Genomic DNA, 25,855 nt, shown 5'->3' with positions numbered 1-25,855 from the left:
CAACTATTGCGTCGACTCTGAGTTTGGTCGCTCGGGGTCACTCTCCGCCTCGGCAGCTGCAGCTTGTTCGGCTCGTTCGACCTCATACTCCTCCCACTCGTCATAAGCCGCCTCCACTTTCCGAAGGTTCACCCAGGTGGCCTCTCTTAGCGTGGCGTGTGGTTCGCCGCGCAGGTAGGCACCGACGACAGCGACACCCTCATCGGCGAGGTGCTTCACGTAGTACTGGATCGAGAAACCGCCATGGGGGCTATATGTCCCGGGACCCGTAGCCGCGTAGCGAGCCGCCCGATCGAGGTAGTAGACGACCGTCTGCACCTGCGCCCGAGTATCTTCATCAGTCAGCAGGCGAGCGCGTACCTCAATGTCCAGACTGCGATCGTCAGTCCACAGATCCCGCCACTTTGGGACCCAGTGTCGACTGTCGGCCCAGTCCGCGAACGTCGACGGCGTATTACGAATGTCACGATGCAACTCAGTAAAGTCCGTGAACAGCTGCATTGCCTCCGCTCGTGATTGATCGCGGAGGGCATCGGCCCGAGCGCGATCCGCGGTGGCAGTGTCTCTCACAGCCTGCTCGCGACCGGCGCGAATCTGACCCCAGAGAGCGAACGAGCCACCGACGATCGCACCGAGCAATGCGGCACCGAGCGGGCGTAGCCACTCCCACACGGCATCATCCGCAACCCACCACCACAACATGTTCCAGTCCCACGCCACAGGGTCATCCTGGCAGAGGCTGTGGACAACGGGAGGGGTTTTGGAGGGGTTGGTGTTTCCCGGACATGCAGAAGGCCCGGAGACTCTTGCGAGTTTCCGGGCCTTATCTGGTCGGGCTGACAGGATTTGAACCTGCGACCCCTTGACCCCCAGTCAAGTGCGCTACCAAGCTGCGCCACAGCCCGTTGTTCTGCACTCTCGCGCAGGCAACTCCACTATCTTAGCCGCATCCTCGGCCCCTCCGCGAACCGAGGCCTTGCGAGTGTCGGATGCCCGACGTAGCGTCGCGGCATGGCGACGATCACGACCGCCCGGGGATGACGTGCGGCATGCGCTCACCGGCGGCGGCGTGGCCAGTGGCCGGTCGCCAATGCCTCTGGCCGGTGCTGAGCGACGGGGGCTGGAAACACGACCGCCAGCACAGAGCTGAAGCCGGGTCACACTCTCGTGGTCCTCGACCTCGCCGCGGGATCGTCACCGTTGAGAAGCCGCTAGCGTGAAGGCATGAGCGACGAGACTTCGACCATCGACGACCCAGAGCTCGGCACGTTCACGCGCGCCCGTTCGGAGCTCACGGACGGCACGGTCCTGACGCACGACTGGTTCGTCGGCACGATCTCTGTCGAGGGCACCGAGCTCGAGCTCATGCTCGAGGGCACGACGACCGACGAGGTCGCCCCACTCCTCCCCCGGCTGCGCGACACGGTGAAGCGACTGCACGTCATGAGGCGGATCGCGACCGATGCGGTCGTCACGAACTTCAGCACGAGCGCCCCCGAAGCCCACGAGCTCGACGACGCCGCATCCGACCTCACCATCGAAGCGATCGAGGCCGCCGCAGACGGCACGGTCGTCCTGCACCTCATCGACGGCTGCGGCGAGCATTTCCCCGAGGGATACTGGCCCGCCGTGCATCTCGGCGTGGACGACAGCGTCGTTCAGGTCACCGTCGAATCGTGACCAGCGCGGCCCCCGAGAGCCCGTCACGGACGTCAACTTACGATGGAGGGATGCAGCGCCGCGCCCCGTCCCTCTCGCTCACGTGGGCCTTCTTGCCGTTCGTCGTGATCTCGATCGTCCACGTAGTCCTGCTGGCCACGGACAACTCATTCGCCGCACCCACCAAGCTGCTCCTGATGCCGATGCTCGCCATTCCGGTGCTGGTCGTGGCCCGCCATCTCACTCCACGCATCACGGTGTTCATGCTGCTCGCGGCATTGCTGTTCTCCTGGCTCGGCGACGGAGCGGGGGCGTTCTTCCCCGCCGGCCCCGAGCTGCCCCTGATGCTGCTGTTCTTCGGCATCGCGCACGTGGCATACATCCTCCTGTTCGTCCGACACCTGTCGACCCGGCGGATGCCCTGGTGGGTTCTCGTGTACGCCGCCTGGTGGGTCGCGATGATCGCTGCCCTCGGTCCGCACACCGGCGGCCTGCTCGTTGCGGTCGCCCTCTACGGACTCGTCCTCGGCGCCACCGCAGCCTTCTCGACGCGCTGCCATCCCCTCGTCGCGGTCGGCGGGGCGTTCTTCCTCGCGAGCGACACGATCCTCGCCTTCCGCCTCTTCCTCCCCGATTCCCTGCCGTCGTGGAGCAGCCCTACGGTCATGCTCACCTACGTGATCGGCCAGGGCCTGATCATCGCGGGCACACTCGTATCCCTGCGGAGGACGAGTTCCTGATGGATGCCGCACGTGTGGACAGCTGGCTCTGGGCGATCCGTGTCTACAAGACGCGCTCGGCCGCGACGGCAGCATGCCGCGCAGGGCATGTACGGGTGAACGGCGACAAGGTGAAGGCGGCGCAGCAGATTCGCGTGGGCGACGAGCTGCGCATCCGCATCGCGGGATTCGATCGAATCCTTATCGTTCGCCAGCTCCTCGTCAAGCGCGTCGGAGCACCGGTCGCGGCACTCGCCTACGAAGACCGCACGCCCGAGCGCGAGCCTCAAGCCGCCCTGGGTCTTCGTGATCGTGGGGCCGGGCGTCCGACGAAGCGAGAGCGTCGCGACATCGACAAGCTTCGTGGGCGCAACGACGAGCGCCTGACCTGATATCTCGGCATTCATACCCCGCCTCACCTTCCTCGATTCGAACCTATGTTCTAAAATAGAGGTATGGCGAACACGACCGATCTCGACCTCGAACTCGACGGGCGACGTCGCGTCCTGGATGCCTGGGTCACGACGAGACGTCGGATCGCCGCGCTCGAAGCGGAGGCCGCAGAGTTGCTGACCGAGCAGATCGACCTGCACGATGCCGAAGTCACCGCGAGCCCCTTCCACCGAGAGGCGATCTACCGTTCCATGATCGCGGAGTTCTCCGCCGCCGGGCACGTGTCGAAAGGCTCGGTGGAGTTCGCCTTCGCCGATGCCCAGGCGCTGCACACCTCTCTCCCCGCCGTCCGCGCCGCGTTCTCGAAAGGCGCCGTGAGCGCCGGGCACGTGCGCGAGATCGCCAGGGCGAGCGCGATCGTCGCCGAAGCCGTCCGCAACAAGAAGGTCGATGCCGCGGTCATGAGCCTGTTTGAGACGGCGGTGCTCGTGGTCGCCGAACAAGACACGGCAGCGCGCACGAAGGCTCATGCGCGCCAGGTCGCGGCCGCGCTCGTCGGCGAGACCGTCGTGCAGAGGCACCGACGCGCCGCGGAAGAACGCTGCGTCACCGTGAAGTCCCTCGACGACGGGCTGGCCCTGCTCACCGCAGTGCTCCCCGAGTGGATCGCCACCGCGATCTCCGACAGGCTGAACCGCATGACACGCGAGGTCGTGCGCGCTCGGAGCGACCGCGACATCGTGCCGCTGCCCTGGTGGTTCGACGAAGTCGATGGCATCCGCCCCGAAGATCTCTCGCTCGACGACCCCGCGTTCGACCTGCTCGACGACAGGGTCATCGCGAGCACCCGGGGTGACACGTTCGCCACCGACCCCGAGGTCGAGCACTTCCCGACCGACACGCGAACGTGGGCGCAGACGGAAGCCGACCTCTTCACGGATCTCCTCCTCACCGCAGACCCCAGCGTCGCGAACGGCGACGGCCTCGACGGCATCCAGGCCCGCATTCAAGTCACCGTCGCGGCGACCACGCTCGCCGGCGCCGACGACAAGATTGCGGAACTCGACGGACACGGCCCGCTTCACCCCGACATCGCCCGCGACCTCGCGGGTCGCAACACCGGCTGGAGCCGCCTGTTCCTCGACCCGACCGGCATGGTGGTCGAGACCGACACCTACACACCGACCGAGCGGATGCGACGGTTCCTCCGTGCGCGCGACCAGCACTGCCGGTTCCCCGGGTGTCGTATGCCGGTCCACCGCTGCGAGATCGACCACAATCACGATCACGCGAAGGGCGGGAAGACCAGAATCGACAACCTCGGCCACTTCTGCCGCGGTCACCACACGCTCAAGCATCCGGACGTGCCCGGCCCGCATCGTTGGACCGCCCGGCAGGAGAAAGACGGCAGCGTCACCTGGCACAGCCCCCTGGGCCGCGACTACGTCGACCCGCCACCCCGACGCGTGATGTTCGTCTGAACCACCGTGTCCGCGGAGCCGGAGACGAAGTCAACCGTGCGCCGCGAGAAGTTCGAGAAGCCATCCTGCGGATCGGATCTGACCGGCACCGGCGCGCTCCACTCGTTCGCGGAGTTTCCGGTCGCTGGTCACTGCGATGACCGTCTCCGCGCCGGTGACGCGGCGTTCGACCTCGGCGACGATCGCGTCGTCGCCCGCGGCCTCCGCCCGGATGACGGCGACGGCGCTCGCATCGTCATCGATTCCTCGGGCCTGCCCTTCGACCACCATCGACACCTCGGGGAACCACTCGTCACCCCCGAGATCCAGGTCGTCCGCAGGGACCGCCAGTCCCTCCAGCCGAGCCCCCAGACGAGCCGCCGCCCCTGCGCGGTCCTTCCACCAGCCGTCCGGAACGGATCCGACGACATTCGCGGCATCCACCACGACGGCCGGACGCACGGTGAGCAGCGTCCTCAACGCCGACCACGACGCTCCGAAGCCGGGGTGCAACGGTCGAGAATCGACCTGATCGACCGGCACCCATTCCAAGGCGACGCTCTCCGGGTCGCTGATCACCGGCTCGAAAGGAACCCGCACATCGGCGACGACGGTCGTGTACGACCAGATGCCCAGGTCGAGAACGCTCGTGAACCGGGCTCGCACCGCCCCGTCCGGGACGCCTGCCTCTTCCTGAGCTTCACGGATGGCTCCGGCGATCGCGCTCTCCCCCTCGTGCAGCGCGCCTCCCGGTAGCCCCCAGGTTCCCCCGAAGTGGCTCCACGAGACGCGATGCTGCAGCAGGATCCCCCGGGCAGGGTCGTAGGCGAGAAGACCGGCGGCGCCGAAGCGCCCCCAATACTTCTCCCCCGACTCCGCGATCACCCAGGCATCGCCGGGATTTCGCGGCCCCTCAGGGCGACGCGGTTCACCGGAGGCAGGAGGTACGACAGTCACCCCCTCAGCCTTTCACAGCATCGGGATCACGGCACCACGGCGCGACACGCGCCGGAACAGATCAGCGCTGACGCTTCTCGCGCACCCGCATGTTGATCACGATCGGCGTGCCCTCGAACGAGTAGAGCTCACGCAGACGCCGCTGGATGAATCGGCGGTATCCCGGGTCGAGGAAGCCTGTCGTGAACAGCACGAACGTCGGCGGACGCGTCGACGCCTGGGTGCCGAACAGGATACGCGGCTGCTTTCCACCACGCAGCGGGTGCGGGTGCTCGGCCACGAGTTCCGCCAGGAAGGCGTTGAACTTGCCCGTGGGGATACGACGATCCCAGTTCTCCAGCGCCGTCTCCAGCGCCGGCACGAGCTTGTCGAGGTGACGACCGGTCTTCGCCGAGATGTTCACGCGCGGGGCCCAGGCGACGTGCGCCAGGTCCTGCTCGATCTCACGCTCGAGATAGCGACGGCGGTCGGCGTTCTCGAGGTCGTCGTCGTTCAGACGATCCCACTTGTTGAACGCGAGCACGAGCGCGCGGCCCGACTCGAGCACGAGGTCGATGATGCGCACATCCTGCTCGCTGATCGACTCGGAGACGTCGAGTACGACGACGGCGACCTCGGCCTTCTCCAGCGCGGCAGAAGTGCGCAGCGAGGCGTAGAAGTCCGCGCCCTGGGCCATGTGCACGCGGCGGCGGATGCCGGCCGTGTCGACCAGTCGCCACATCTTCCCGCCGAGCTCCACGACCTCATCCACGGGGTCGCGGGTGGTGCCGGCCAGATCGTTCACGACCACGCGCTCCTCGCCGGCCGCCTTGTTCAGCAGCGACGACTTGCCGACGTTCGGGCGACCGAGGATCGCCACTCGACGGGGGCCCCCGATCTCCTGCTTCGCGACGGCGGAGACCTCGGGAAGCTTCTTCAGCACGGCATCCAGCAGGTCGGCGACGCCACGTCCATGGATGGCGGACACGGGGTGGGGCTCACCGAGGCCCAGGCTCCACAGGGCCGCGGTCTCCGGCTCCTGACGGGCATCGTCGATCTTGTTGGCGACGAGGAACACCGGCTTGCCGCTCTTGCGCAGCAGCTTCACGACGTGCTCGTCTGTCGACGTCGCACCCACCATCGCGTCGACGACGAACAGCACCATGTCGGCGAGGTCGATCGCGACCTCGGCCTGCATCGCGACAGAGCGGTCGATGCCGCGGGCGTCGGGCTCCCATCCGCCGGTATCGACGAGCGAGAAGCGACGATCGGCCCACTCGGCCTTGTACGTCACGCGGTCGCGGGTCACGCCCGGGGTGTCCTCGACGACGGCCTCACGGCGGCCGAGGATACGGTTCACGAGCGCGGACTTGCCCACGTTCGGTCGTCCGACGATCGCCACCACGGGCAGCGCCGGGCTGTAGTGGATGCCGTCCTCGCCGAGCGTGATGCCCGCGAGCAGTTCCGCATCCTCGTCGTCCAGCTCGTAGTCGGAGAGCCCGGCGCGCAGTGTCTCCGCGCGCTGCTCGGCGAGATGCTCGTCGAGCTGGTCCATCTTCTCGGCGAGCTGGTCGGGGCCGCCTTCGTATTCGTCGTCAGCCACGGTGTGCTCCTTGGATTCGTTCGATCACCGTGAGGACGGCATCGATGGTCTGGGGGAAATCGAGTTCCGTCGAATCGACGACCTCGACGCCTTCTGCGGCGTTGAGGAAGTCGACGACGGCGCTGTCTGAGGCATCGCGCTTGTGCAGCGCCGCGGCGACAGCAGCCGCGTTCTCGCCGGCGAGTTCGCCGGCACGTCGGGCGGCCCGTACCTCGGGGGCCGCGGTGAGGAGGATCCGCACGGGGGCGTCGGGGGCGACGACGGTCGTGATGTCCCGCCCTTCGACCACGACGGCGGGGTACGACGACTCGGCGACGAGCCGCCGGAACATCTCGTTGACCTGTGCCCGCACCTCGGGCACGCGCGCCACGCCGCTCACGGCCCCGGAGACCCGCGGGTCGCGGATCGCCTCGGTGACATCGACGTCGCCGACGAGCACCGTCCGCTCGTCGGGGTCGAGCCCGAGCGTGAGCGGGAACGCGGACGCCGCGGCGCGAACAGTCTCGGGGTCGTCGGTGTCGGCACCCTGATCGAGTACGTGCCAGGCCAGCGCACGGTAGGCGGAGCCGGTGTCGAGGTAGCCGAAGCCGAGCGTGCGGGCCACGGCCTTGGACACACTGGACTTGCCGGAGCCGGCCGGACCGTCGATCGCGATGAACTTGTGGGCGTCGGTCACGTGCGTCTCCGCGGCAGAGGTCGAGATGTCAGTCATTGGTGCTCCCTGCGATGCGCCAGCCGCGCTCCTGCAGTCCGGTGATCGCACCGTGCAGCGCTGCCGGATCGACGCTGATCTCAGCGAGACCGAACTGCGCGCCGGGAGAGTGCTCGAGGCGGAGATCCTCGACGTTGACGCCGAGCTCGCCGAGCTCGCCGAACAGCCTTCCGAGCTGCCCGGCGGTGTCGTCGACCATGACGACGAGGGATTCGAAGCGCTGGTTCTGTCCGTGCTTGCCGGGAAGACGCTCGACGCCGTCGTTGCCCTGACGGATCGTCTCGGCCACGATGCGGCGGGCACCGGGAGCCCCGGGCTGGCGAAGGGCGTCGGATATCTCCCCGAGGTCGGACGCGAGCGCGTCGAGGATCTCGACGACCGGTGCGGCGTTCGCCCCGAGGATCTGCACCCAGAGTTCAGGGGCGGATGCCGCGATCCGCGTCGTGTCGCGAACGCCCTGGCCCGCGAGACGGAGGGCCCCCTCCTCTGCGTCGGCCAGGCGACCCGCGAGCAGACTCGCCACGACCTGGGGCACGTGCGAGGTCAGTGCGACCGACCGGTCGTGCTCCTCCGGAGTCATCTCGAGCGGCATCGCTCCCACATCGAGCGCCAGAGCCTCGACGAGGGCGAGATCGGAAGCCTTGGTCTCCTCGTCACGGCACACCACCCACGGCCGACCGATGAAGAGGTCTGCGCGGGCCGAGATGGCCCCACCGCGCTCGCGACCGGCGAGCGGGTGCGAGCCGATGTAGCGGGCGAGATCGACGCCGCGTGCCCGGAGCGTGCGGAACGGCTCGAGCTTCACGCTGGCGACGTCGGTGACGACGGCGTGCGGGAACCGTTCGAGCTCGGCCTGGATCACGTCGGCCGTGACGTCGGGCGGGACGGCGACCACGATCAGGGATGGTGAGTCATCCTCCGCAGGGAGGCGGCCCGCACCGTAGTCGACGGCGAGGCGGAGCTGTGCGGGCGAGGCATCGGTCAGCACGACGTCGACACCCTTCGTGCGGAGGGCATGCCCGATGCTGGCGCCGAGGAGTCCGGCGCCGACGATGCGGACGGTGCCGGAGAGGCGCGGCGCGACGAAGCCCGCTCTCCGCCCCGCGGGCGCACTCGTCGTATCGGTCATTCGTTCTCCTGCTCGCCTGGCGCCTCGGCGACACCGGAATCACGGCGCGACAGGGTCAAAAGCGCGCCGAGTTCGATTTTACTCAGTTCCCGCGTCTTCCCGGCCGGGAGGGTTCCCAGGTGGAGCGGACCGAACTGGCGGCGCACGAGCTCTGTGACGGGGTGGCCGACCGCGGCGAGCATCCGACGGACGATCCGGTTGCGACCGGAATGCAGTGTCAGCTCCACCAGGCTCGACCCGCGAGACGTGTCCAGCAGCCGCGCCTTGTCCGCCGCGATCGGACCGTCTTCGAGCTCGATGCCCTTGGTGAGTTTGGAGATCGTCTGCGGCAGCACGGTGCCCTCGACCTTCGCGATGTACACCTTGGTCACACCGAACGAGGGGTGCGCCAGCACGTGCGCGAGGGCGCCGTCATTGGTGAGGATGAGCAGCCCGCTGGTCTCGGCGTCGAGGCGGCCGACGTTGTACAGACGCTCCTCGTAGTCGGCGGTGAAGCGACGGAGGTCGGGACGACCGCTCTCGTCCTTCATGCTGCTGACGACGCCGGTGGGCTTGTTGAGCATGACGTAGCGCTTCGAGACATCGAGCTGCACGGCGGTGCCGTCGACGTCGACGAGGTCGTTCTCCGGGTCGATCCGCCTGCCGAGCTCGGAGACGACGATGCCGTTGACGCGGATGCGCCCCTCGGTGATGTACTGCTCGACCACGCGGCGCGAGGCCACCCCCGCGCCGGCGAGGACCTTCTGCAGGCGCACGCCCTCGGGTGCGGTCTCGGACTCTGTCGAGGCGTCGAAGCCGGTCATCGGATGGTCCCTTCGTCGAATCCGTCTGCCCCGTCATCGAGCAGCGGGGAGATCGGGGGCAGCTCGTCGAGCGAGTTGATGCCCAGATGCTGGAGGAGTGCGTCGGTCGTGCCGTAATTGATCGCGCCCGTCTCGGAGTCCGCGAACAGCTCGGTGATCAGGCCTCGGGCGAGGAGGGTGCGCACGACCGAGTCGACGTTCACCGCGCGGATGGAGGCGACCTGACTGCGCGTCACCGGCTGCTTGTAGGCGATCACGGCCAGAGTCTCGAGAGCAGCCTGGGAAAGACGAGCGGGAGCCTGTCCGCCGACGAACTCGGCCACCACGGCGTCGAGGTCCTCGCGCACATACAGTCGCCACCCGCCGCCGACCTCCCGCAGCTCGAAGCCGCGTCGAGGACCAGTGCCCACACCGTCGTAGTCCTCGACGAGCGTCTCGAGCGTCTGGCGCACGGCGGGCACGGGCGACCCCACCGCGGCGGCCAGCGCGACGAGGCCGATCGGCTCGTCCACGATGAACAGGATCGCCTCGATCCGCTCGGAGAGAGGGATCTCCGGCGCCGCTTCCGTGCTTTCCGGGGTCAGGATCTCGTCGGTCACGTCATCGGTCATAGTCGGCTCCCAAAGTCGCCAGCGTCTCGTCCGACCAGGAGTCGGCTGCCCAGCGCAGCGTCAGCTCGCCGAGCGGTTCCAGTTGTTCGAAGGACAGTGCCGCATGCCGGTACAGCTCCAACACCGAGATGAAGCGCGCGACGACGATACCCGGCTCGGTCACACCGGCGACGAGCTCGCGGAAGCTCAGCGACTCGGCGCCACGCAGCAGCGTCACCACGATCGCCGCCTGTTCGCGGATGCTGACCAGCGGCGCGTGCAGATGGTCGAGCCCGACGTGCGGGATCTCTTTTGGCGCGAAGGCCAGCAGCGCGAGCGCGGCGAAGTCGTCGGCGGTCAGCGACCAGACGAGCTCCGGTGTCTGGCGGCGGTGCTTCTCCTCGAGGCGGACGGCACGCACATGACGACGGTCTTCGCGCTGCAGACAGCGGGCGAACCACGTCGAGACCTCCTTGAAGGCCCGGTACTGCAGCAACCGGGCGAACAGCAGATCGCGCGCCTCGAGAAGAGCCACGGCCTCGGCATCCACCAGCTCGCCCTGCGGCAGAAGCCCTGCCACCTTCATGTCGAGCAGTGTCGCAGCCACGACCAGGAACTCGGAAGCCTGATCGAGATCGTCGTCGTCGTCGAGCGCGCCCAAGTACGCGATGAACTCGTTGGTGACCGCGCTCAGCGACACCTCGGTGATGTCCATCTCGTGCTTCGAGATGAGGTTCAGCAGCAGGTCGAAAGGACCGTCGAAGTTCGACAGCGAGACCCGGAAGCCTGCGGTGTCGGCAGACGCGGAATCGCCTGCGCCCTCCTCGGGCGACGCGTCGACAGGTCTTTCGCTAGGCGACGGCGCCACGGGCGACCAGCTCCCGCGCCAGCCGCAGGTAGGCCTGAGCGGCGGCGTGCTCGGGGGCGAACTCGGTGATGGGCACACCCGAGACCGAGGCATCCGGGAACTTCACGGTGCGGCCGATCACGGTCTCCAGCACGTCGTCGCCGAAAGCTTCGACGACGCGCTCGAGCACCTCGCGAGAGTGCAGCGTGCGCGGGTCGTACATCGTCGCCAGCAGGCCGTCCATCGTGATCGACGGGTTCAACCGATCGCGCACCTTGTCGATGGTCTCGATCAGCAGTGCTACGCCTCGCAGCGCGAAGAACTCGCATTCGAGCGGGATGATCACGCCGTGAGCGGCCGTCAGCGCGTTGACGGTGAGGATGCCGAGCGAGGGCTGGCAGTCGATGAGGATGACGTCGTACTCCCCCGCCACCTGGCGGAGGACACGGGCGAGGATCGTCTCACGTGCCACCTCGTTGACGAGGTGCACCTCGGCGGCGGAGAGATCGATGTTGGCCGGCATGACGTCGAGACCCTCGACGCTCGAGTGCACGATCGCGTCGTGCGCGTCGCGCTTGGTGTCCAGCAGCAGATCGTAGATCGTCGGCACATCGTGCGTCGGGATGCCGAGGCCGGCCGAGAGCGCACCCTGCGGGTCGAAGTCGACGGCGAGGACCTTCCGGCCGTACTCGGCGAGAGCCGCGGCCAGGTTGATCGAGGTCGTCGTCTTGCCGACGCCGCCCTTCTGGTTGCACAGCGCGATGATGCGCGCAGGACCGTGCGACTTCAACGGCCCGGGGATCGGGAACCCGTGATACGGGCGGCCGGTGGGTCCCATGGGGGTCTCGTCGGCCTTCTGCGCCTTCGCCCTGGACTTCGCCACTTTCTCAGCCACCCGTTCTCCTGCTCCTTCGTGCTTGGTCGATTGTACCGGCCGGGCCCCCTCTCACACGCCGCGCAACGCGGCGACCGGCTCGATGCGGGCTGCACGACGTGCCGGGTACCATCCGGATGCCCATCCGACCAGCGCCCCCAGGAGTGTCCCGGCGACGGCCACCAGAGGATCGGTCACGGGCGACCACCCCTGCACCGCCGCGACGGCGATCACCGCGAGCACGCCGAGCGCCGACCCGATGATGCCGCCGATGAACCCGATGACGATGGACTCCACCATGAACTGCGCGCCGATCTGTCGCCGGGTCGCGCCGAGCGCCCGCCGCAGGCCGATCTCGCCGATGCGCTCCATCACAGACAGCAGGGTGACGTTGGCGATGCCGAGACCACCGGCGAGCAGAGCGATGACGCCCAGGATGAGGAACACGACGTTGACGTCGGCCTGCACGTTCTGGCTGAGGTCGGACGATGCCGCCGGTGACCGCGCCTCGAGCGAGTCGGGGTCGTCGGGCTGGAGGGCCAGCACCGCCTGCTCCGCGACCTGCGGCCCCGCCCCGAGCGCGATGTGGATCGTCAGCTCGGAGGGCGCGGTGAGTCCGAAGTCGGCGCGGGCGGACCCCTGAGGGATGATGACCCCGTCCACGAACTCGGAACGGCGATCCATGCCCTCGATGATGCCGATGACGGAATACGAGACACCGGCGATGAAGATCGAGGGCTGCGAATCGACGCGGTTGATCCCCATCCGCTCGGCCGCGCGCTGTCCCAGAACCGCGACGCGGTCGCCACGGGCGTCATGTCCGTCATCGAAGAAGCGACCGGTCACGAGGTCGCCGTCCACCGTCTCCGGAAGGTCCTGCGTGGTGGCGAAGAGCTTGGGCGATGCCGTGATCGGCGCCGACGGATCGTTCACCGGCACGGCCGTGATCGTCTCGCCGTCCGCGAGCTCGACCGGGGCGATCAGTGCGGCACTGTCCACACCGGCCAACAGCTTCACGCGCTCGGGAGAGTCCCACGGCAGACGTCCGGTCGCGACCGTCGTGTTCCCCTTGCCGGACTGCGCCTTGGCCGGGGTGACGACCACCTGCGTCGCAGCGACGCCGTCGAACTGTCTCGCGATCTGCGCGGCAGCGGTCTGCGCGAAGCCGAGCGTCGCGACCAGCGAAGCGATACCGAGGACCGTGCCGAGGATGGTCATGACGAGCCGTGCCGGTCGCGAGCCGATGTCGGCCGTGGCCTCGGCCACGAGGTCCTGGAACGTGAACCGATCGGCATGCTTCACCGCCGGGAGCAGCGCGGCCGCCGAGTTCTTCGGCTCCACGATCTCATCGCCGGAGTTCTCGGCGCTGGTTTCCTCGATGTTCCTGCGACGCCGCAGCACGCGTTTCACAGTTCCGTCAATCGGCCGTCGGCGATGCGTATGCTGCGGCCGGCACGCCGGGCCACTGCATCGTCGTGGGTGATGACGATGAGGGTGAGCCCCTCGGCGTTCAGCTCCTCGAACAGCTCCATCACCTCGCCCGAGGTGCGCTGGTCGAGGTTTCCCGTCGGCTCGTCCGCGAGAAGCAGCTGCGGGCTGCTGACGACCGCCCGCGCCACCGCGACGCGCTGGCGCTCACCACCCGAGAGCGAGTTGGGGAAGAAGTCGATGCGGTGTCCGAGGCCCACGCGCGTCAACGCCGCCCGTGCGCGGGCCTCGCGCTCCTGTCTGGGCACGCCGCTGTACAGCATGGGCATCAGCACGTTGTCGAGCACGCTGCGCCGCGGGAGCAGGTGGAACGACTGGAAGACGAAGCCGATGAACCGCGCGCGCACCGCCGCCCGCTCGTCCTCGGTGAGGTCACCGGTGAGCGAACCCGCAAGCCGGTACTCCCCCACACTCGGACGATCGAGCAGCCCGAGAAGGTTGAGCATGGTCGATTTGCCCGATCCACTGGGTCCGACGATGGAGATGTAGTCTCCCGCTTCCACGGTGAGCGTCGCGGCCTTGAGCGCCTGCACCTCGGGAGGGCCGGGGAACGAGCGCGTGACATCGCGGAACTCGACGAGCGGAGGTGCAGGCGTCACCGCCCGACCACCACCAGGTCGTTCTCCTCGAGCCCGCCATCGACGGCCTTCACCTCGACGGCACCCTTCGCGGCGAGTCCTGTCTCGACGACGACGAGCCTCGTCTTCGCATCCTTGCCCTCACGCGGATCGGAGTCGACGACCTCCACACGGGATTCGCCGCCCGGCCCCGCGGTGAGTGCGGCGAGAGGAACGGAGAGCACGTCTCCGTCGGTCGCACCGATCGCGAGCTTGACCCGCACGTTCTTCCCCTGCAGCTGGGTGATCTGCTCGGGCGTGAGCGGATCGGGGTCGAGGAGCACCTCCCACCGCGATTTGTTGTCCTTGCCCGCCTTCAATTCCGAGATCACGGCACGATGCGCCGTCCCGTCTGGCAGTTCGAAAGACCCTTCCGCTCCCGCGGTGAGAAGGGCGGCGTCCGCCTCGGCTGCGGCACCGGTCAGACGCACCGTCGCCCCCGAGACGGTCATGGCCGAGCCCGACAGCACCGATCCACGCTCGACGCCGACGGCGTCCACGCGGCGCGGGAGTTCAGTGAGGTAGAGCACCTCGCTCGCGGGGAGGTAGGGAAGCGCTTTCTGACGTGCCTCTTCGAGAGCCTGATTGGCAGAGGTCACCTGAGCGCGAGCCGAGTCGAGTGCCGAGCGCTGGGCACTGGTGTCCCTGGCCTTGCGGAGCTCGTCCCGTTCGAGCTGGGCGGTCTGCAGATCCCACTGCGCCTGCTGCACGTCTCCGTCGCCGCCCTGTGCCTTGGCGAGAGCCTGCTGGGCCGCGGCCACCTTCACATCGGCCTGCCAGGTCTCGACGGCGCTGGGTCCGGCTCCTGCCTCGTTCAGCGCCTTCTGGGCCTCCGTGACTCCGGCCTGCGCCGCGCGGACCCCCTCCTCGGCAGCCCGCACGCCGTCGGACGCGCCATCCTCGGGCGAGGGCACGGGATATCCCGCCTGCGCGTACAGCTGAGCGACCGCATCAGCCGTGGCCCGATCGAACACGTTCGAGTTCACGTCGCCGGCGCCGATCCCCACGCTCGTGAGTGCCTGCTTCAGCTGGAGCACGTCCGGGCCGGAGACGCCGAACCGCAGCGTGCGGTACGAGGGGAGCTCACCCGGAAGCACGATGACCGGCCTCCCGACCACTTCGAGGGCGATCGAGAGCGGGGTGAGAGTGGCTCCGACCTCAGGGACCTGACCCGTGACCACCGCCGCGCCGGAGAACGCCGACGTGTCGAGCTTCACCTCGACCGCGTCCGCGTATCCGACATCCGCACGCAGCGTCACGTCGTTGCTGAGCGGGCCGAAATCGACCGGTGCCGTGACGAGGCCGGGTTCGGGTGCATCGGCACTGGAGGCGTCCGGCGACATCAGGAAGCGGCCGACGAGCAGCCCCGCGACCAGGCACACCACGGCGATGAGCGCCACGATCCAGAGTGCACGATTCCCCCGCAGCACCCGTCCCCACCCGCTCACGCGAGAGGTGTCCGCCTCCGTCGCCTTCTCCTCGGCATCGGGATCAGGCTCGGCGCCGTCGATGAGGTCGGAGAACGCCGTCGTCTCCGCCGTGGATGCGGCCGTGGAATCGGGTTCGGAATCGGGTGTGGATTCGGCGGGGAGCTTCGTGGTCGGGGTATCGTCCTCGCGCATCACTTGCTCTGCTCTGCAGCGGCCTTGAACGCCTCGAGCTCCGTCTTGTTCTCGGCGATGAACTTCTCCTCGAGCGCGAACTGGATCTCCAGGGACTTCGTCGCGAAGGAGGTCTTCTCCCGGCAGTCGAGATCGATGAGGGCCAGCTTCAGCTCCCGCTCCCCGAGCGCCTTCATCTCCGGGCTCTTGCTCGGGTCCTCGAAATCGGCGGATTCGGTGTCGACAGGCTCCGAGCCGTCGCCGTAAGCCGTCTCATAGATCTTGTTCTGCTCTTCCATGATCGACTCCGCCGCCTCGGCCTGCTTCGTGAAGCCGGGCTCACCCTTGTCTGCCATGCACGACGCCCACTCCGCGTTGAGGTCGGCCAGCTCCGGGGACTCCTGCGAAGCCGTCGTCAGCTCCTCCATCTTCGTGCGGAGGGCGCTGAACTCCTCGGACTGCGTGATGTCGTCGCCCTGGACCTCATGCTGCGCCCAGCCCTGGCAGCCGGCGTCCTCCCAGCGGTACTCGTAGCTGCCGTCCTCGGCCATCTCGTCCTCCGCCGGGCTCGGGCCGTAGAGGGTCTCATAGAACGCGGTCTGCTCCGACTCCGAGAGCGAGGAGACGTAGTCGGCGTTGGGGTCGGAGTTCTCCTGCTCGGACGGGTTCTCCTCGACCTGCTCCGCGAACGGGCTGTTGACGTACCCGTAGCCGTACTTCTCGACCCACTCCCGCTTCTCGGGCTCCCACTCGCTGCCATCCGAGATCACGGTGCCGTTGCTGGCGTTCGGCGTGTACTCGAACCCTTCGTCGGCCATGCACTGCGCGACCAGTTCCTCGACCTGGGCCTGCTCCTTTTCCATCTTCTTCTGCTGTTCCTCCTGCGAGAGGTCTCCGCCCCACGCCGCAGAGAGGTACTGGCTCAGCGGCGAGTCCTCGTAGCTGAGCTTGTCGTCGGAGGACGCGCCTCCGCAGCCCGTGAGGATGAACACCATGGCGGACGCCGCGAGCGCGGCGAGAGGAACGGTGGAACGCATGCGAAAGACTCCTTTGTACGACCGAAGATGGCCGGAGCCCTCCACGCTAAATCGTCAGCCGCGGGCCCCGCATCCACCTGTGGGATGATAAATCACGCGTCGTGAAGAATCGGGGCGATACCCCTGGCGCGTCCGATAAAGGACATCTCCCCTCAGCGCGCGCGGGGATGCGAGGTCGCGTAGATGTCGCGGAGGGCGTCGACCGAGACGTGGGTGTAGATCTGCGTGGTCGCGACGGAGGAATGGCCGAGCAGTTCCTGCACCACGCGTACGTCGGCACCGCCCTGCAGGAGGTGCGTCGCGAACGAGTGCCGCAGGGTGTGCGGCGAGACGTCGGTGGTGATCTGGGCGCGCTCGGCGGCGGCCCGGATGACCAGCCACGCGCTCTGGCGGGAAAGCGGGGCTCCACGAGCGCCGAGGAAGAGTCGGGCCGATGCCCGTCCCTTCATGGCGAGCCCCGGGCGCACGCGCGTCAGATAGGCGTCCACGGCGGTGCGCGCGTAAGACCCCAGGGGCACGATGCGCTCCTTCGACCCCTTGCCCCTCAGCCTGAGGACGTCGCCGTGAGCCAGATCGTCCACATCGAGGTCGATCGCTTCCGACACGCGCGCGCCGGTCGCGTAGAGGAGTTCGAGCAGAGCACGATCCCGGATGCCGAGAGGTTCGTCGGCTGAGGGTGCCGCGAGAAGGCGCTCGACCTGCTCTATGGTCAGCGCCTTGGGAAGCCGTTGCGGAGCCTTCGGCGGACGGAGACGGGCGCTCGGGTCATCGACCTCGATACCCTCCCGCGTCAGGAAGCGATGCCAGCCCCGCACCGAGGACTGCAGTCTGGCCAGGCTCGTCGAGGCCGGGGGCGGCTCCGCCGAGGCCCGCTCGCCGATGAACCGATCGATCACCGCAGGCGTCACCTCGGCGGTGTCGCCGATCCCTTCGGCGACCAGCCACTCACGGTATGTCCCGAGGTCACGCCGGTACGCCGCGATCGTGTGCGCGCTCAGGCCGCGCTCGACCGTGACATGACGCAGGTAGGCGTCGAGGGCGCGCTCGAGCAGCATCGTCAGCTCCGATCGCGGAGCCTCTGTGCGGCCGCGAGCACACCGATCGCGAGGATGCCGTTTCGCATCCGCCCCGTGAGCACGGCGGACACGGCCTCGGTCAGCGGCACCCAATCCACACGGATGTCCGCTTCCTCGTCTTCGCGATCGTGCGGCGCACCGGCCGATGCGACCCCGGTCGCCAGGAACAGGTGGATGATCTCGTCGTTCCCGCCGGGAGTCGTCCACGAGGAGACCAGCGGTTCCCAGTGCGCGGCGACCAGGTCGGCCTCCTCGGCGAGCTCGCGTCGGGCGGCAGCGAGAGGCTCCTCCCCCTCCACGTCGAGCAGCCCGGCCGGAAGCTCCCAGTCACGGTGCCGGATCGGATGACGATACTGCTGGATCAGCAGCACGCGCCCCTCGTCGTCGAGCGCGACGATCGCCACCGCGCCGGTGTGATCGACGTACTGCCGAACGATCTCGCCCTCGCCGTAGCGCACGCGGTCGGAGCGCACGTCCCAGACGCTGCCCCGGTAGACGAGGTCGCTGCGGAGGACCTCCGGTTCGAAGGGCTCGTCCCGGAGGTTCTCCGTCGACTCAGTCATCCGCGCTGACGTCGAACAGTTCGCTTGCACGGTGCCGCTCGATCGCCGCGCCGACCAGGCCGCGGAACAGCGGGTGCGGGGCGGTCGGACGCGAACGCAGCTCGGGGTGCGCCTGGGTGGCGATGTAGTACGGGTGCACGTCGCGCGGCAGCTCGACGTACTCGACCAGGTCGAGCTCGGGGTTGAGTCCGGAGAACACCAGCCCTGCCGCCGAGAGACGGTCACGGTAGGCGTTGTTCACCTCGTAGCGGTGACGGTGGCGCTCGGATGCCTCGGGAGCGCCGTAGAGGTCACGGGCGAGCGATCCCTCGGCGAGTGCGGCCTGGTACAGACCGAGGCGCATGGTGCCGCCCAGGTCGCCGCCGTCGAGGATGTCGACCTGCTCGGCCATCGTCGCGATGACGGGCTCTGCGGTGTCCGGGTCGAACTCGCTCGACGAGGCACCGACGATTCCGGCCACGTCGCGGGCGTACTCGATGACCATGCACTGCAGTCCGAGGCAGAGGCCGAGCGTCGGGATGCCCTGCTCGCGCGCGAACTTCAGCGCGCCGAGCTTGCCTTCGATGCCGCGGATACCGAATCCGCCGGGCACGCAGATGCCGTCGAGCTCGGCCAGCTGCTCCTGGGCGCCTTCCGGCGTCTCGCAGAGGTCGGAGGGAATCCAGCGGATGTTGACCTTGGTCTCCTGCGCGAAGCCGCCGGCCTTGAGCGCCTCGGTCACCGAGAGGTAGGCGTCCGGCAGATCGATGTACTTGCCGACCAGACCGATCGTCACCTCGTGCTTGGGGTTGTGCACCGCGTGCAGCACCTTGTTCCAGCGGGTCCAGTCGACGTCGGCCGCCTTCTGGTCCAGGCCCAGGCGGCGCACGATGTACGAGTCGAGACCCTGGTCGTTCAGCGTCGAGGGGATGTCGTAGATGCTCGGCAGATCGACGGTGTTGATGACACCCTCGACGTCGACGTCGCACATCAGAGCGATCTTGTTGCGGTTGCTCGCGCTCACCGGACGGTCGCTGCGCAGCACCAGCGCATCCGGCTGGATGCCGACCTGGCGGAGGGCTGCGACCGAGTGCTGGGTCGGCTTGGTCTTCTGCTCGCCCGACGCGCCCATGAACGGCACGAGCGACACGTGCACGAAGAAGACGCTGTCGCGTCCGAGCTCGTGGCGCAGCTGGCGGGCGGACTCGAGGAACGGCTGGGACTCGATGTCGCCGACGGTGCCGCCGACCTCGGTGATGATCACGTCGGGGCGCGGCTCCTCGGAGGCCTGCAGACGCATGCGGCGCTTGATCTCGTCGGTGATGTGCGGGATGACCTGCACGGTGTCGCCGAGGTACTCGCCGCGGCGCTCGCGCGCGATGACCTGCGAGTAGATCTGACCCGTGGTGACGTTGGCCGCCTCGGACAGGTTGATGTCGAGGAAGCGCTCGTAGTGTCCGATGTCGAGGTCGGTCTCGGCCCCGTCATCCGTCACGAACACCTCGCCGTGCTGGAAGGGGTTCATCGTGCCCGGATCGACGTTCAGGTACGGGTCGAGCTTCTGCATCACGACGCGCAGACCGCGAGCAGTGAGGAGGTTGCCGAGGCTGGCAGCCGTCAGTCCCTTGCCCAAAGACGAAACGACACCACCAGTCACGAAGATGTGCTTGGTCGTGTCGTTCTTGGGTCCCGCAGAAGAAGAGTTCATCACGGGCTTCGATCCTATCAGGCAGTGGGGACGCGGAGGCTGAGAAGTTCGCGGGCGTGGGTCAGAGCGGCATCGGAATCGGCGAGTCCCGACAGCAGACGCGCCATCTCGGCTTCCCGCTCCTCCCCCTCCAGACGCCGCACGCTGGAGGCCGTGACCGCGCCGTCATTGGCTTTGACGACCGAGAGATGGTTGTTCGCGAAGGCCGCGACCTGTGCGAGATGCGTCACCGCGATGACCTGCGACTTCTCGGCGAGCCGGGCGAGTCGCCGCCCGACTTCGATGGCCGCCGCTCCGCCGATGCCCGCGTCGACCTCGTCGAAGACGAAAGTCGGAACCGGGTCCGTCGCGGCGATCACCACTTCGATGGCCAGCATCACGCGCGAGAGCTCGCCGCCGGACGCACCTTTCGAGACGGAGCGCGGCTCCGCACCGGGGTGCGGAGCGAGGAGGATCGCGACATCGTCGCGACCGTGCGCGCTCTCCGCTCCTGCGGAGACCACGACCTCCAGGCGCGCGTCGGGCATCGCGAGAGCGTGCAGCTCTTCGGTCACGGCCGCGCCGAGCCGGGACGCGGCCTCGGTGCGCGCTGCCGTCAGGGCATCGGCGTGTGCGTCGAGCTCGCTCCGCGCCGCATCCCGCTCGGCGATGAGGCGTTCGATACGATCTCCGTCATCATCGAGCTCGGCCAATCGCGCGGATCCGGTCTGCCAGAGGGCCAGGGCATCGTCGAGAGATCCGTGTGCACGGATCAGGGTGCCGAGGGCGGCGCGGCGTTCCTCGACCGCGGCGAGCTCATGCGGACCGGTCTCATCGAGGTCGGCGAGATAGGCGGAGAGGAGGCCGGCGGTGTCGGCGATGCGGTAGCCGATGTCGGCCAGATTCTCCCCGATCGCGGTCAGCTGGGCGTCGGACGCCCTCTCCAGCACGCGACGCGCCTCTGCGACGAGTGCCGAGGCATCGGGCTCGCCGTCTTCGTTCGAGAGCGCGCCGTGGGCGAGGGAAGCCGCGAGACGCAGCTCTTCGGCATTGGCGAGACGCTCCGCGCGCGCGCTGAGCTCCTCGTCCTCCCCCGGCTCGGGTGCCGTCGCCTCGATGAGGGCGATGGCCTCGCGAAGACGCGCGGCCTCTTCGGCACGACGGTCCCGGTTCTCGGTGATCTCGGTGATCTCGCTGTCGAGGGTCCGCCAGCGCGCGAAAGCCTGGGCGTAACGGTCCACAGCGTCCGTGATCGGAGATCCGCCGAAGCGGTCGAGCGCATCGCGTTGAGCCGCGGCCGAGCGCAGACGCAGCTGCTCGGACTGGCCATGGACGACGACGAGCTCTTCCGCGAGCGACGACAGCACACCGGCGGGCGCGGCGCGTCCTCCCACGCTCGCACGGCTGCGGCCCTCCGCGCTCAGCGTGCGGGACACGTAGAGCTCTGCGCTCCCGGCTCCGACGGGCTCGAGCTCGCCACCGGCATCGGCGACGATCTCCGCGACACTGCCGGCGGCGGGGACGATCCAGACGCCGGCCACCGACGCCTGTGCTGCGCCGGCACGGACCGCCCCGGAATCGGCACGCTGACCCAGCAGCAGTCCGAGGCCGGTGACGACCATCGTCTTGCCCGCACCCGTCTCGCCGGTGATCGCGGTGAATCCGGGGCCGAGCGGCAACACGGCATCGGCGATGACGCCGAGTCCCTGCATCCGCATCTCCTCGATCATGACGTCTCCTCGATCACGACGATGCCCCCGGGGCTTGGCCACGCCATCCTTCGACGGGCAACTGGAACTTGCGCACGAGGCGATCGGTGAAGGCCGTAGGATGCAGACGCGCGAGCCTCACCGGACGCGACGACCGACGCACCACGACGCGAGCGCCCGGCGGCAGATCGTGCGAGCGCCGGCCGTCGCACCACAGAATGCCCGAGCCGTCGGTGCGCTCGAGCATCTCGATCGCGACGGAGGCATCGGGGCTGACGACGAGCGGCTTGGCGAACAGAGCGTGGGCGGACAACGGCACCACGGCGATCGCCTCGACGCTGGGCCAGATGACCGGGCCCCCGGCCGAGAAGTTGTAGGCGGTCGAGCCCGTCGGGGTGGACACGACCATGCCGTCGCAGCCGAAGCTCGACAGCGGTCGGCCGTCGATCTCGAGCACGACCTCGATCATCCGCTCTCGGCTCGCCTTCTCGACGGTGGCCTCGTTGAGGGCCCAGGTCTCGTAGACCACGGTGCCGTCGGCATCCTTCACACGAACCGACAGCGCCAGTCGTTCCTCGACCTCGTAGTCACGGTCGATCACACGACGCACGGCCTTGTCCATGTCGTCGCGATCGATCTCGGCGAGGAAGCCGACGTGCCCCATGTTGATACCGAGCACCGGTGCACCGCTGTCTCGCACGAGTTCCGCCGCACGCAGGATCGTACCGTCACCGCCCAGCACGATGGCCAGTTCGAGGTCGGACGGGTCGACGGAGACGCCGAGCACCTCGGTCTCGGCGAAGAACGGGTCGACGGCGACGAGGGCCTCGTGATCATCGGCGGCGAGGACGGGCCGTGCGTCCGCTTCTCTCAGCGCATCGATCACCCGGCGGGCGGCCTCGACGGTGTCCACACGGCCCGCGTGGGCGACGACCAGGATGCTGCGCTCGTTCATCGTCCTCCTGCCAGTCGGTTGATGGTGTCCAGCCATTCTGTCGGATTGCTTCCCCGGCCCGGTGCGAGATGAACGAGATACTCGGCGTTGCCATGCGTTCCGAGGATCGGGGAGGGAAGGATGCCGAGCATTCCGAGCCCTGCGTCCCAGGCGCTCCAGACCGTTCGTGCCACCGCATCCGCGCGCGTGGCGGGATCGGTGACCAGTCCGCCGCGCACGGCGGTGCGCCCGACCTCGAACTGGGGCTTCACGAGCAGCAGGATGTCGGATTCCGCTGTGCCGACGGCGGCGACGGCGGGGAGGACGAGTTCGAGGGAGATGAACGAGAGGTCTCCGACGATGAGGTCGGGCGCCTCAGCCTCCCCCGTCGCAGCGGTGAGGTTCTCGCGAGTCATGTGACGCACGTTGTAGCCCTCGACGGCCACCACTCCCGGGTCGGCGGCGATGGTCGGGGCGAGCTGCCCGTGCCCGACGTCGACGGCGAGAACTCTGCGTGCTCCGCGTTCCCGCAGCACCTGGGTGAAGCCCCCGGTGGATGCGCCCATGTCGAGCGCGAGCCGCCCCTGGACCGGGATCGCGAAGCCGTCGAGACCGGCGATGAGCTTGTGGGCTGCGCGCCCGACGTAGTGGTCGGCCCCGGCGATCGTGATCTCCGCCGCGTCGTCGACAGCAGTGGACGCCTTCACGACGGGGCGGCCGTCCACGCTCACGAGCCCCTCGGAGATGAGGGTGGCCGCGTGGCTGCGCGAACGGGCGAGTCCTCGGGCTGCGAGGGCGGCGTCGAGTCGCGTCATCGGGATCCCGAAGTCTCCCGCTGCTCGAGCTTCGCGCCGCTGTCGAGGCGACGTGAAAGCTCGTCGTGGAGGGCTGAGTACGCATCGGCTCGCGCCGGAAGCGGCTGCCCCTCGATCAGGCGCAGTCGACTCCACAGACCATCGGTCGGCGCGCTCGTCGTCTCATCGCTCACGGTTCTACTGTACGCGGCGCCTCCGACGCCGGAGGGAGCCACGCGAGCCGCCTCAGGGGCGATGGAACGGATCGTCGTACAGGCGCTCGGGTACCCGCAGCACGAACACCGGGGTCCCGGATGCCCAGATGGCGGCAGCGCCCGCGCGCAGCAGATCGATCTGCTCACCCGACTCCGCGACGATCTCGACATCCGCTCCCGAGACGCGCACTGCGGCGCCGTTCACGTGGAACACACCGCCCTGCTCGATCACCTCGGGGTACGGGGCATGGAGCTCACGGAGGTCGCCGAGGATGTACGTGGGACGCGAACCCTCCGGCGCGGCCAGCACATGCTTCGGACGATCGATGCCCGTGAGCACCAGCACCGAGTCGATCCCGACACGACTCGCGCCCATGATGTCGGTGTCGAGGCGGTCCCCGATGAAGAGCGCCTTCTTCGCGCCGAAGCGCGCGAGGGCCTCACGGAAGATCGGCTCCTCCGGCTTCCCCGCGACCGTCGCGAGCCTGCCGATGGCCGTGTGCACGGCGGAGACGAGCGTCCCATTGCCCGGCGCGACGCCGCGTTCGCGCGGAATCGTCCAGTCCGTGTTGGTGGCGATCCACGGGATGCCCCCTTCGTCCTCGGGGACCTTGAGCGCGTAGGCCGCCTCGGCGAGATCCGTCCATGCCACCTCCGGAGCGAACCCCTGCACGACAGCGCTCGGCGAGTCCTCGGCGCTTCGCGTGACCGTGTAGCCGGCCTTCTGCACCTCGTCGACCAGGCCGTCGCCGCCGATGACGAGGATCGTCGCCGGGGCGGGGACGATCTGCGCCATCAGTCGCATCGCGGCCTGCGGGCTGGTGACGACATCGGATGCCTGGACGCGCAGCCCGAGACTGCTCAAGTGCGCGGCGACCGAGGCATCCGTGCGTGCCGCGTTGTTCGTGATGTAGCCGAGTCGAGCCGACTTCGCCGCCTCGTTGAGGCTGTCCACAGCGAACGGCAGCGCGCCAGGCCCCGCGTAGACCACGCCATCGAGATCAGCGAGAACCGTGTCGACCCCGTCGAGCGGAGTGCGCGGGGATCGCTTCCGAGAGAACAGCGCCACTACGCCTCCGGGTCCGAGTCTTCGTCTTCGTCTTCGCCGAGAAGCTCGCGCACCTCATCTTCGACCGTCAGGTCCGCCTCCGCAGACGCGTCGTCGTCAGAGGCGCTCTCCTCTTCGACATCCGGCTCATCCTCGGCACCCTCAGGAGCGAGATCGTCAGAGGCCGCCGCAGCGACGCCCTGTGCGCCGTCCCCGTCGTCCGGGAACTCGCCTTCGATGAGGCTGTCTTCGATGAAGATCTCCTCGTCGCCGGCTTCATCGACGCCCAGCGCCTCGGCGGCCACCTCGGCGCGATGAGCCCAGAACTCCGCCTCGTCCGTGCGGCCGAGATCTTCGAGGACAGCGGCACGAGCAGCGAACAGAGCCGGGCTCCATTCGAATGCGCGATCGGGGTCGAGCTCGGGGATCTCGAGCTCGCCCAGTGCGAGTTCGAGATCGCCCTGGTCGAGGCGAGCGCCAGACATCGCGATCGCCAGCGCGACGCGGACAGGCGTGTCGAGCGCAGAGCGATCGACGGCTCGTCCGGTCTCCAGGGCACGATCGGAACGACCGATGCCTCGCTCACTGTCGACCATCAGAGCGATCTGATCGTCCTTGCCCGAAATCCGACGGTAGGTGCGCAGCTCGCGCAGAGCGAGGGCGAAGTCCCCCGTGGCGTACGCGGTGATGCCGAGAGTCTCCCGGACGATCGCGATACGGCCGGCACGTCGCGACGCAGCCAGCGCGTGTTCGTGAGCCAGTGCAGGGTCCTCGTCGATGAGGCGGGAGGCCATCGCCAGGTGACGGGCGACGTGCTCGGCGTTCTCCTTGCTCAGAGTCTTCAGCTCGTTGCGAGCTGCCCCGTTGAGGTCACGTGCCGTGACGTCATCGGGGATCTGCGGCTCATCGAACCGCGGACGCTCGTTGGCCGCCTGAGCCGGACGCTCCCTACCCGCTCCCCCACGCTGCGGGAAAGAACGGGACTTGTCGCGGTCGCCGCCCTCACGGCGAGGGGCGCCGCCGTCACGGTTGTAACCACCTTCACGGCGAGGGGCGCCGCCGTCACGGTTGTAACCACCTTCACGGCGGGGGGCGCCACCATCGCGGTTGTACCCGCCTTCACGACGCGGAGCTGCACCATCACGGTTGTACCCGCGACCCTCGCGACGAGGAGCTGCACCATCGCGACTGTAGCCACCTTCACGGCGCGGGGCACCACCGTCACGGCTGTACCCGCCACCCTCGCGACGAGGAGCTGCACCATCGCGACTGTAGCCACCTTCACGACGAGGGGCACCACCATCGCGGTTGTACCCACCCTCACGACGAGGGGCACCACCATCGCGGTTGTACCCACCCTCACGACGAGGGGCACCACCATC

The 25,855-nt window shown here is 68.4% G+C and carries 26 protein-coding genes and 1 tRNA gene; 4 read left to right on the top strand and 23 right to left on the bottom strand.

Annotated features, from left to right (window positions below):
* Nucleotides 1-3 precede the first annotated feature (3 nt).
* Together D514_RS30475 and D514_RS30470 are read right to left on the bottom strand one after the other, a co-directional pair.
* On the bottom strand, nucleotides 4-720 hold the full coding sequence (locus D514_RS30475) for a hypothetical protein (RefSeq protein WP_017830153.1): 717 nt from the start codon (nucleotides 718-720) through the stop codon (nucleotides 4-6).
* Between the two features lie 108 nt (nucleotides 721-828).
* Nucleotides 829-905, bottom strand: a tRNA-Pro gene (locus D514_RS30470).
* 319 nt (nucleotides 906-1,224) lie between these two features.
* Between D514_RS30470 and D514_RS30465 the strand changes: the two genes are divergently transcribed.
* From D514_RS30465 to D514_RS30450, 4 genes are all read left to right on the top strand, one after another.
* Complete coding sequence (locus D514_RS30465) at nucleotides 1,225-1,680, top strand: hypothetical protein (RefSeq protein WP_017830152.1); 456 nt, start codon at nucleotides 1,225-1,227, stop codon at nucleotides 1,678-1,680.
* A gap of 50 nt (nucleotides 1,681-1,730) precedes the next feature.
* Nucleotides 1,731-2,399, top strand: a complete 669-nt coding sequence (locus tag D514_RS30460; protein ID WP_017830151.1) for a lysoplasmalogenase — start codon at nucleotides 1,731-1,733, stop codon at nucleotides 2,397-2,399.
* Nucleotides 2,399-2,770 (top strand): RNA-binding S4 domain-containing protein, encoded by a 372-nt coding sequence (locus D514_RS30455; RefSeq protein WP_017830150.1) that lies wholly within the window; start codon nucleotides 2,399-2,401, stop codon nucleotides 2,768-2,770. The genes D514_RS30460 and D514_RS30455 overlap by 1 nt, the downstream gene beginning before the upstream one ends.
* 63 nt (nucleotides 2,771-2,833) lie before the next feature.
* On the top strand, nucleotides 2,834-4,252 hold the full coding sequence (locus D514_RS30450) for an HNH endonuclease signature motif containing protein (protein WP_017830149.1): 1,419 nt from the start codon (nucleotides 2,834-2,836) through the stop codon (nucleotides 4,250-4,252).
* A 30-nt stretch (nucleotides 4,253-4,282) separates the two neighbouring features.
* Here the strand turns inward: D514_RS30450 and D514_RS30445 are convergent, their stop codons facing one another.
* The 21 genes from D514_RS30445 to D514_RS39230 all read right to left on the bottom strand — a co-directional run.
* Complete coding sequence (locus tag D514_RS30445; protein WP_031205969.1) at nucleotides 4,283-5,188, bottom strand: NUDIX domain-containing protein; 906 nt, start codon at nucleotides 5,186-5,188, stop codon at nucleotides 4,283-4,285.
* 61 nt (nucleotides 5,189-5,249) lie between these two features.
* Nucleotides 5,250-6,722 (bottom strand): ribosome biogenesis GTPase Der, encoded by a 1,473-nt coding sequence (gene der / locus D514_RS30440; RefSeq protein WP_235562539.1) that lies wholly within the window; start codon nucleotides 6,720-6,722, stop codon nucleotides 5,250-5,252.
* 40 nt (nucleotides 6,723-6,762) lie between these two features.
* A complete protein-coding gene (cmk, locus tag D514_RS30435; RefSeq protein WP_017830146.1) occupies nucleotides 6,763-7,482 on the bottom strand; it encodes a (d)CMP kinase in 720 nt (239 codons plus the stop codon).
* Entirely contained in the window at nucleotides 7,475-8,611 is a 1,137-nt protein-coding gene (locus D514_RS30430) for a prephenate dehydrogenase (protein WP_017830145.1), read from the bottom strand. The genes cmk and D514_RS30430 overlap by 8 nt, the downstream gene beginning before the upstream one ends.
* Nucleotides 8,608-9,414, bottom strand: coding sequence for a pseudouridine synthase (locus D514_RS30425; protein ID WP_017830144.1), 807 nt, complete (start codon nucleotides 9,412-9,414; stop codon nucleotides 8,608-8,610). Before D514_RS30425 ends, D514_RS30430 begins: the two co-directional genes overlap by 4 nt.
* Entirely contained in the window at nucleotides 9,411-10,025 is a 615-nt protein-coding gene (gene scpB, locus D514_RS30420) for an SMC-Scp complex subunit ScpB (RefSeq protein WP_017830143.1), read from the bottom strand. Before scpB ends, D514_RS30425 begins: the two co-directional genes overlap by 4 nt.
* Complete coding sequence (locus D514_RS30415; RefSeq protein WP_017830142.1) at nucleotides 10,015-10,872, bottom strand: ScpA family protein; 858 nt, start codon at nucleotides 10,870-10,872, stop codon at nucleotides 10,015-10,017. The genes scpB and D514_RS30415 overlap by 11 nt, the downstream gene beginning before the upstream one ends.
* Nucleotides 10,856-11,689, bottom strand: coding sequence for a ParA family protein (locus D514_RS30410; protein ID WP_174799605.1), 834 nt, complete (start codon nucleotides 11,687-11,689; stop codon nucleotides 10,856-10,858). The genes D514_RS30415 and D514_RS30410 overlap by 17 nt, the downstream gene beginning before the upstream one ends.
* A gap of 108 nt (nucleotides 11,690-11,797) precedes the next feature.
* Nucleotides 11,798-13,135, bottom strand: coding sequence for an ABC transporter permease (locus D514_RS30405; RefSeq protein ID WP_017830140.1), 1,338 nt, complete (start codon nucleotides 13,133-13,135; stop codon nucleotides 11,798-11,800).
* Nucleotides 13,132-13,812, bottom strand: a complete 681-nt coding sequence (locus D514_RS30400; RefSeq protein ID WP_017830139.1) for an ABC transporter ATP-binding protein — start codon at nucleotides 13,810-13,812, stop codon at nucleotides 13,132-13,134. The genes D514_RS30405 and D514_RS30400 overlap by 4 nt, the downstream gene beginning before the upstream one ends.
* On the bottom strand, nucleotides 13,809-15,452 hold the full coding sequence (locus D514_RS30395; protein ID WP_017830138.1) for a hypothetical protein: 1,644 nt from the start codon (nucleotides 15,450-15,452) through the stop codon (nucleotides 13,809-13,811). The genes D514_RS30400 and D514_RS30395 overlap by 4 nt, the downstream gene beginning before the upstream one ends.
* Nucleotides 15,452-16,468, bottom strand: coding sequence for a hypothetical protein (locus D514_RS30390; protein ID WP_017830137.1), 1,017 nt, complete (start codon nucleotides 16,466-16,468; stop codon nucleotides 15,452-15,454). Before D514_RS30390 ends, D514_RS30395 begins: the two co-directional genes overlap by 1 nt.
* Before the next feature lie 152 nt (nucleotides 16,469-16,620).
* A complete protein-coding gene (xerD, locus tag D514_RS30385) occupies nucleotides 16,621-17,523 on the bottom strand; it encodes a site-specific tyrosine recombinase XerD (protein WP_017830136.1) in 903 nt (300 codons plus the stop codon).
* A 2-nt stretch (nucleotides 17,524-17,525) separates the two neighbouring features.
* On the bottom strand, nucleotides 17,526-18,107 hold the full coding sequence (locus D514_RS30380) for an NUDIX hydrolase (protein ID WP_017830135.1): 582 nt from the start codon (nucleotides 18,105-18,107) through the stop codon (nucleotides 17,526-17,528).
* The gene (locus D514_RS30375) at nucleotides 18,100-19,794 is read right to left on the bottom strand and encodes a CTP synthase (protein WP_017830134.1); all 1,695 of its coding nucleotides are present in this window, start codon (nucleotides 19,792-19,794) and stop codon (nucleotides 18,100-18,102) included. The genes D514_RS30380 and D514_RS30375 overlap by 8 nt, the downstream gene beginning before the upstream one ends.
* Nucleotides 19,795-19,811: 17 nt before the next feature.
* Entirely contained in the window at nucleotides 19,812-21,503 is a 1,692-nt protein-coding gene (recN, locus tag D514_RS30370) for a DNA repair protein RecN (RefSeq protein ID WP_017830133.1), read from the bottom strand.
* A 13-nt stretch (nucleotides 21,504-21,516) separates the two neighbouring features.
* Nucleotides 21,517-22,437 carry an NAD kinase gene (locus tag D514_RS30365; RefSeq protein WP_017830132.1) on the bottom strand — a complete coding sequence of 307 codons (921 nt, stop codon included), beginning with the start codon at nucleotides 22,435-22,437 and terminating at the stop codon, nucleotides 21,517-21,519.
* The gene (locus D514_RS30360) at nucleotides 22,434-23,231 is read right to left on the bottom strand and encodes a TlyA family RNA methyltransferase (protein ID WP_017830131.1); all 798 of its coding nucleotides are present in this window, start codon (nucleotides 23,229-23,231) and stop codon (nucleotides 22,434-22,436) included. The genes D514_RS30365 and D514_RS30360 overlap by 4 nt, the downstream gene beginning before the upstream one ends.
* Nucleotides 23,228-23,404, bottom strand: a complete 177-nt coding sequence (locus D514_RS38985; protein ID WP_164743656.1) for a hypothetical protein — start codon at nucleotides 23,402-23,404, stop codon at nucleotides 23,228-23,230. The genes D514_RS30360 and D514_RS38985 overlap by 4 nt, the downstream gene beginning before the upstream one ends.
* A 52-nt stretch (nucleotides 23,405-23,456) precedes the next feature.
* The gene (locus D514_RS30355) at nucleotides 23,457-24,494 is read right to left on the bottom strand and encodes an HAD-IIA family hydrolase (protein WP_017830129.1); all 1,038 of its coding nucleotides are present in this window, start codon (nucleotides 24,492-24,494) and stop codon (nucleotides 23,457-23,459) included.
* A partial coding sequence (locus tag D514_RS39230; RefSeq protein ID WP_236610959.1) for a hypothetical protein occupies nucleotides 24,494-25,855 on the bottom strand: 1,362 nt, incomplete at its 5' end. The genes D514_RS39230 and D514_RS30355, both read right to left, overlap by 1 nt.

Source organism: Microbacterium sp. UCD-TDU, from assembly GCF_000340625.1.
Classification (GTDB): domain Bacteria; phylum Actinomycetota; class Actinomycetes; order Actinomycetales; family Microbacteriaceae; genus Microbacterium; species Microbacterium maritypicum.
Note: the sequence above shows the minus strand (reverse complement) of the source record. Positions and strands in the feature narration are given on the sequence as shown.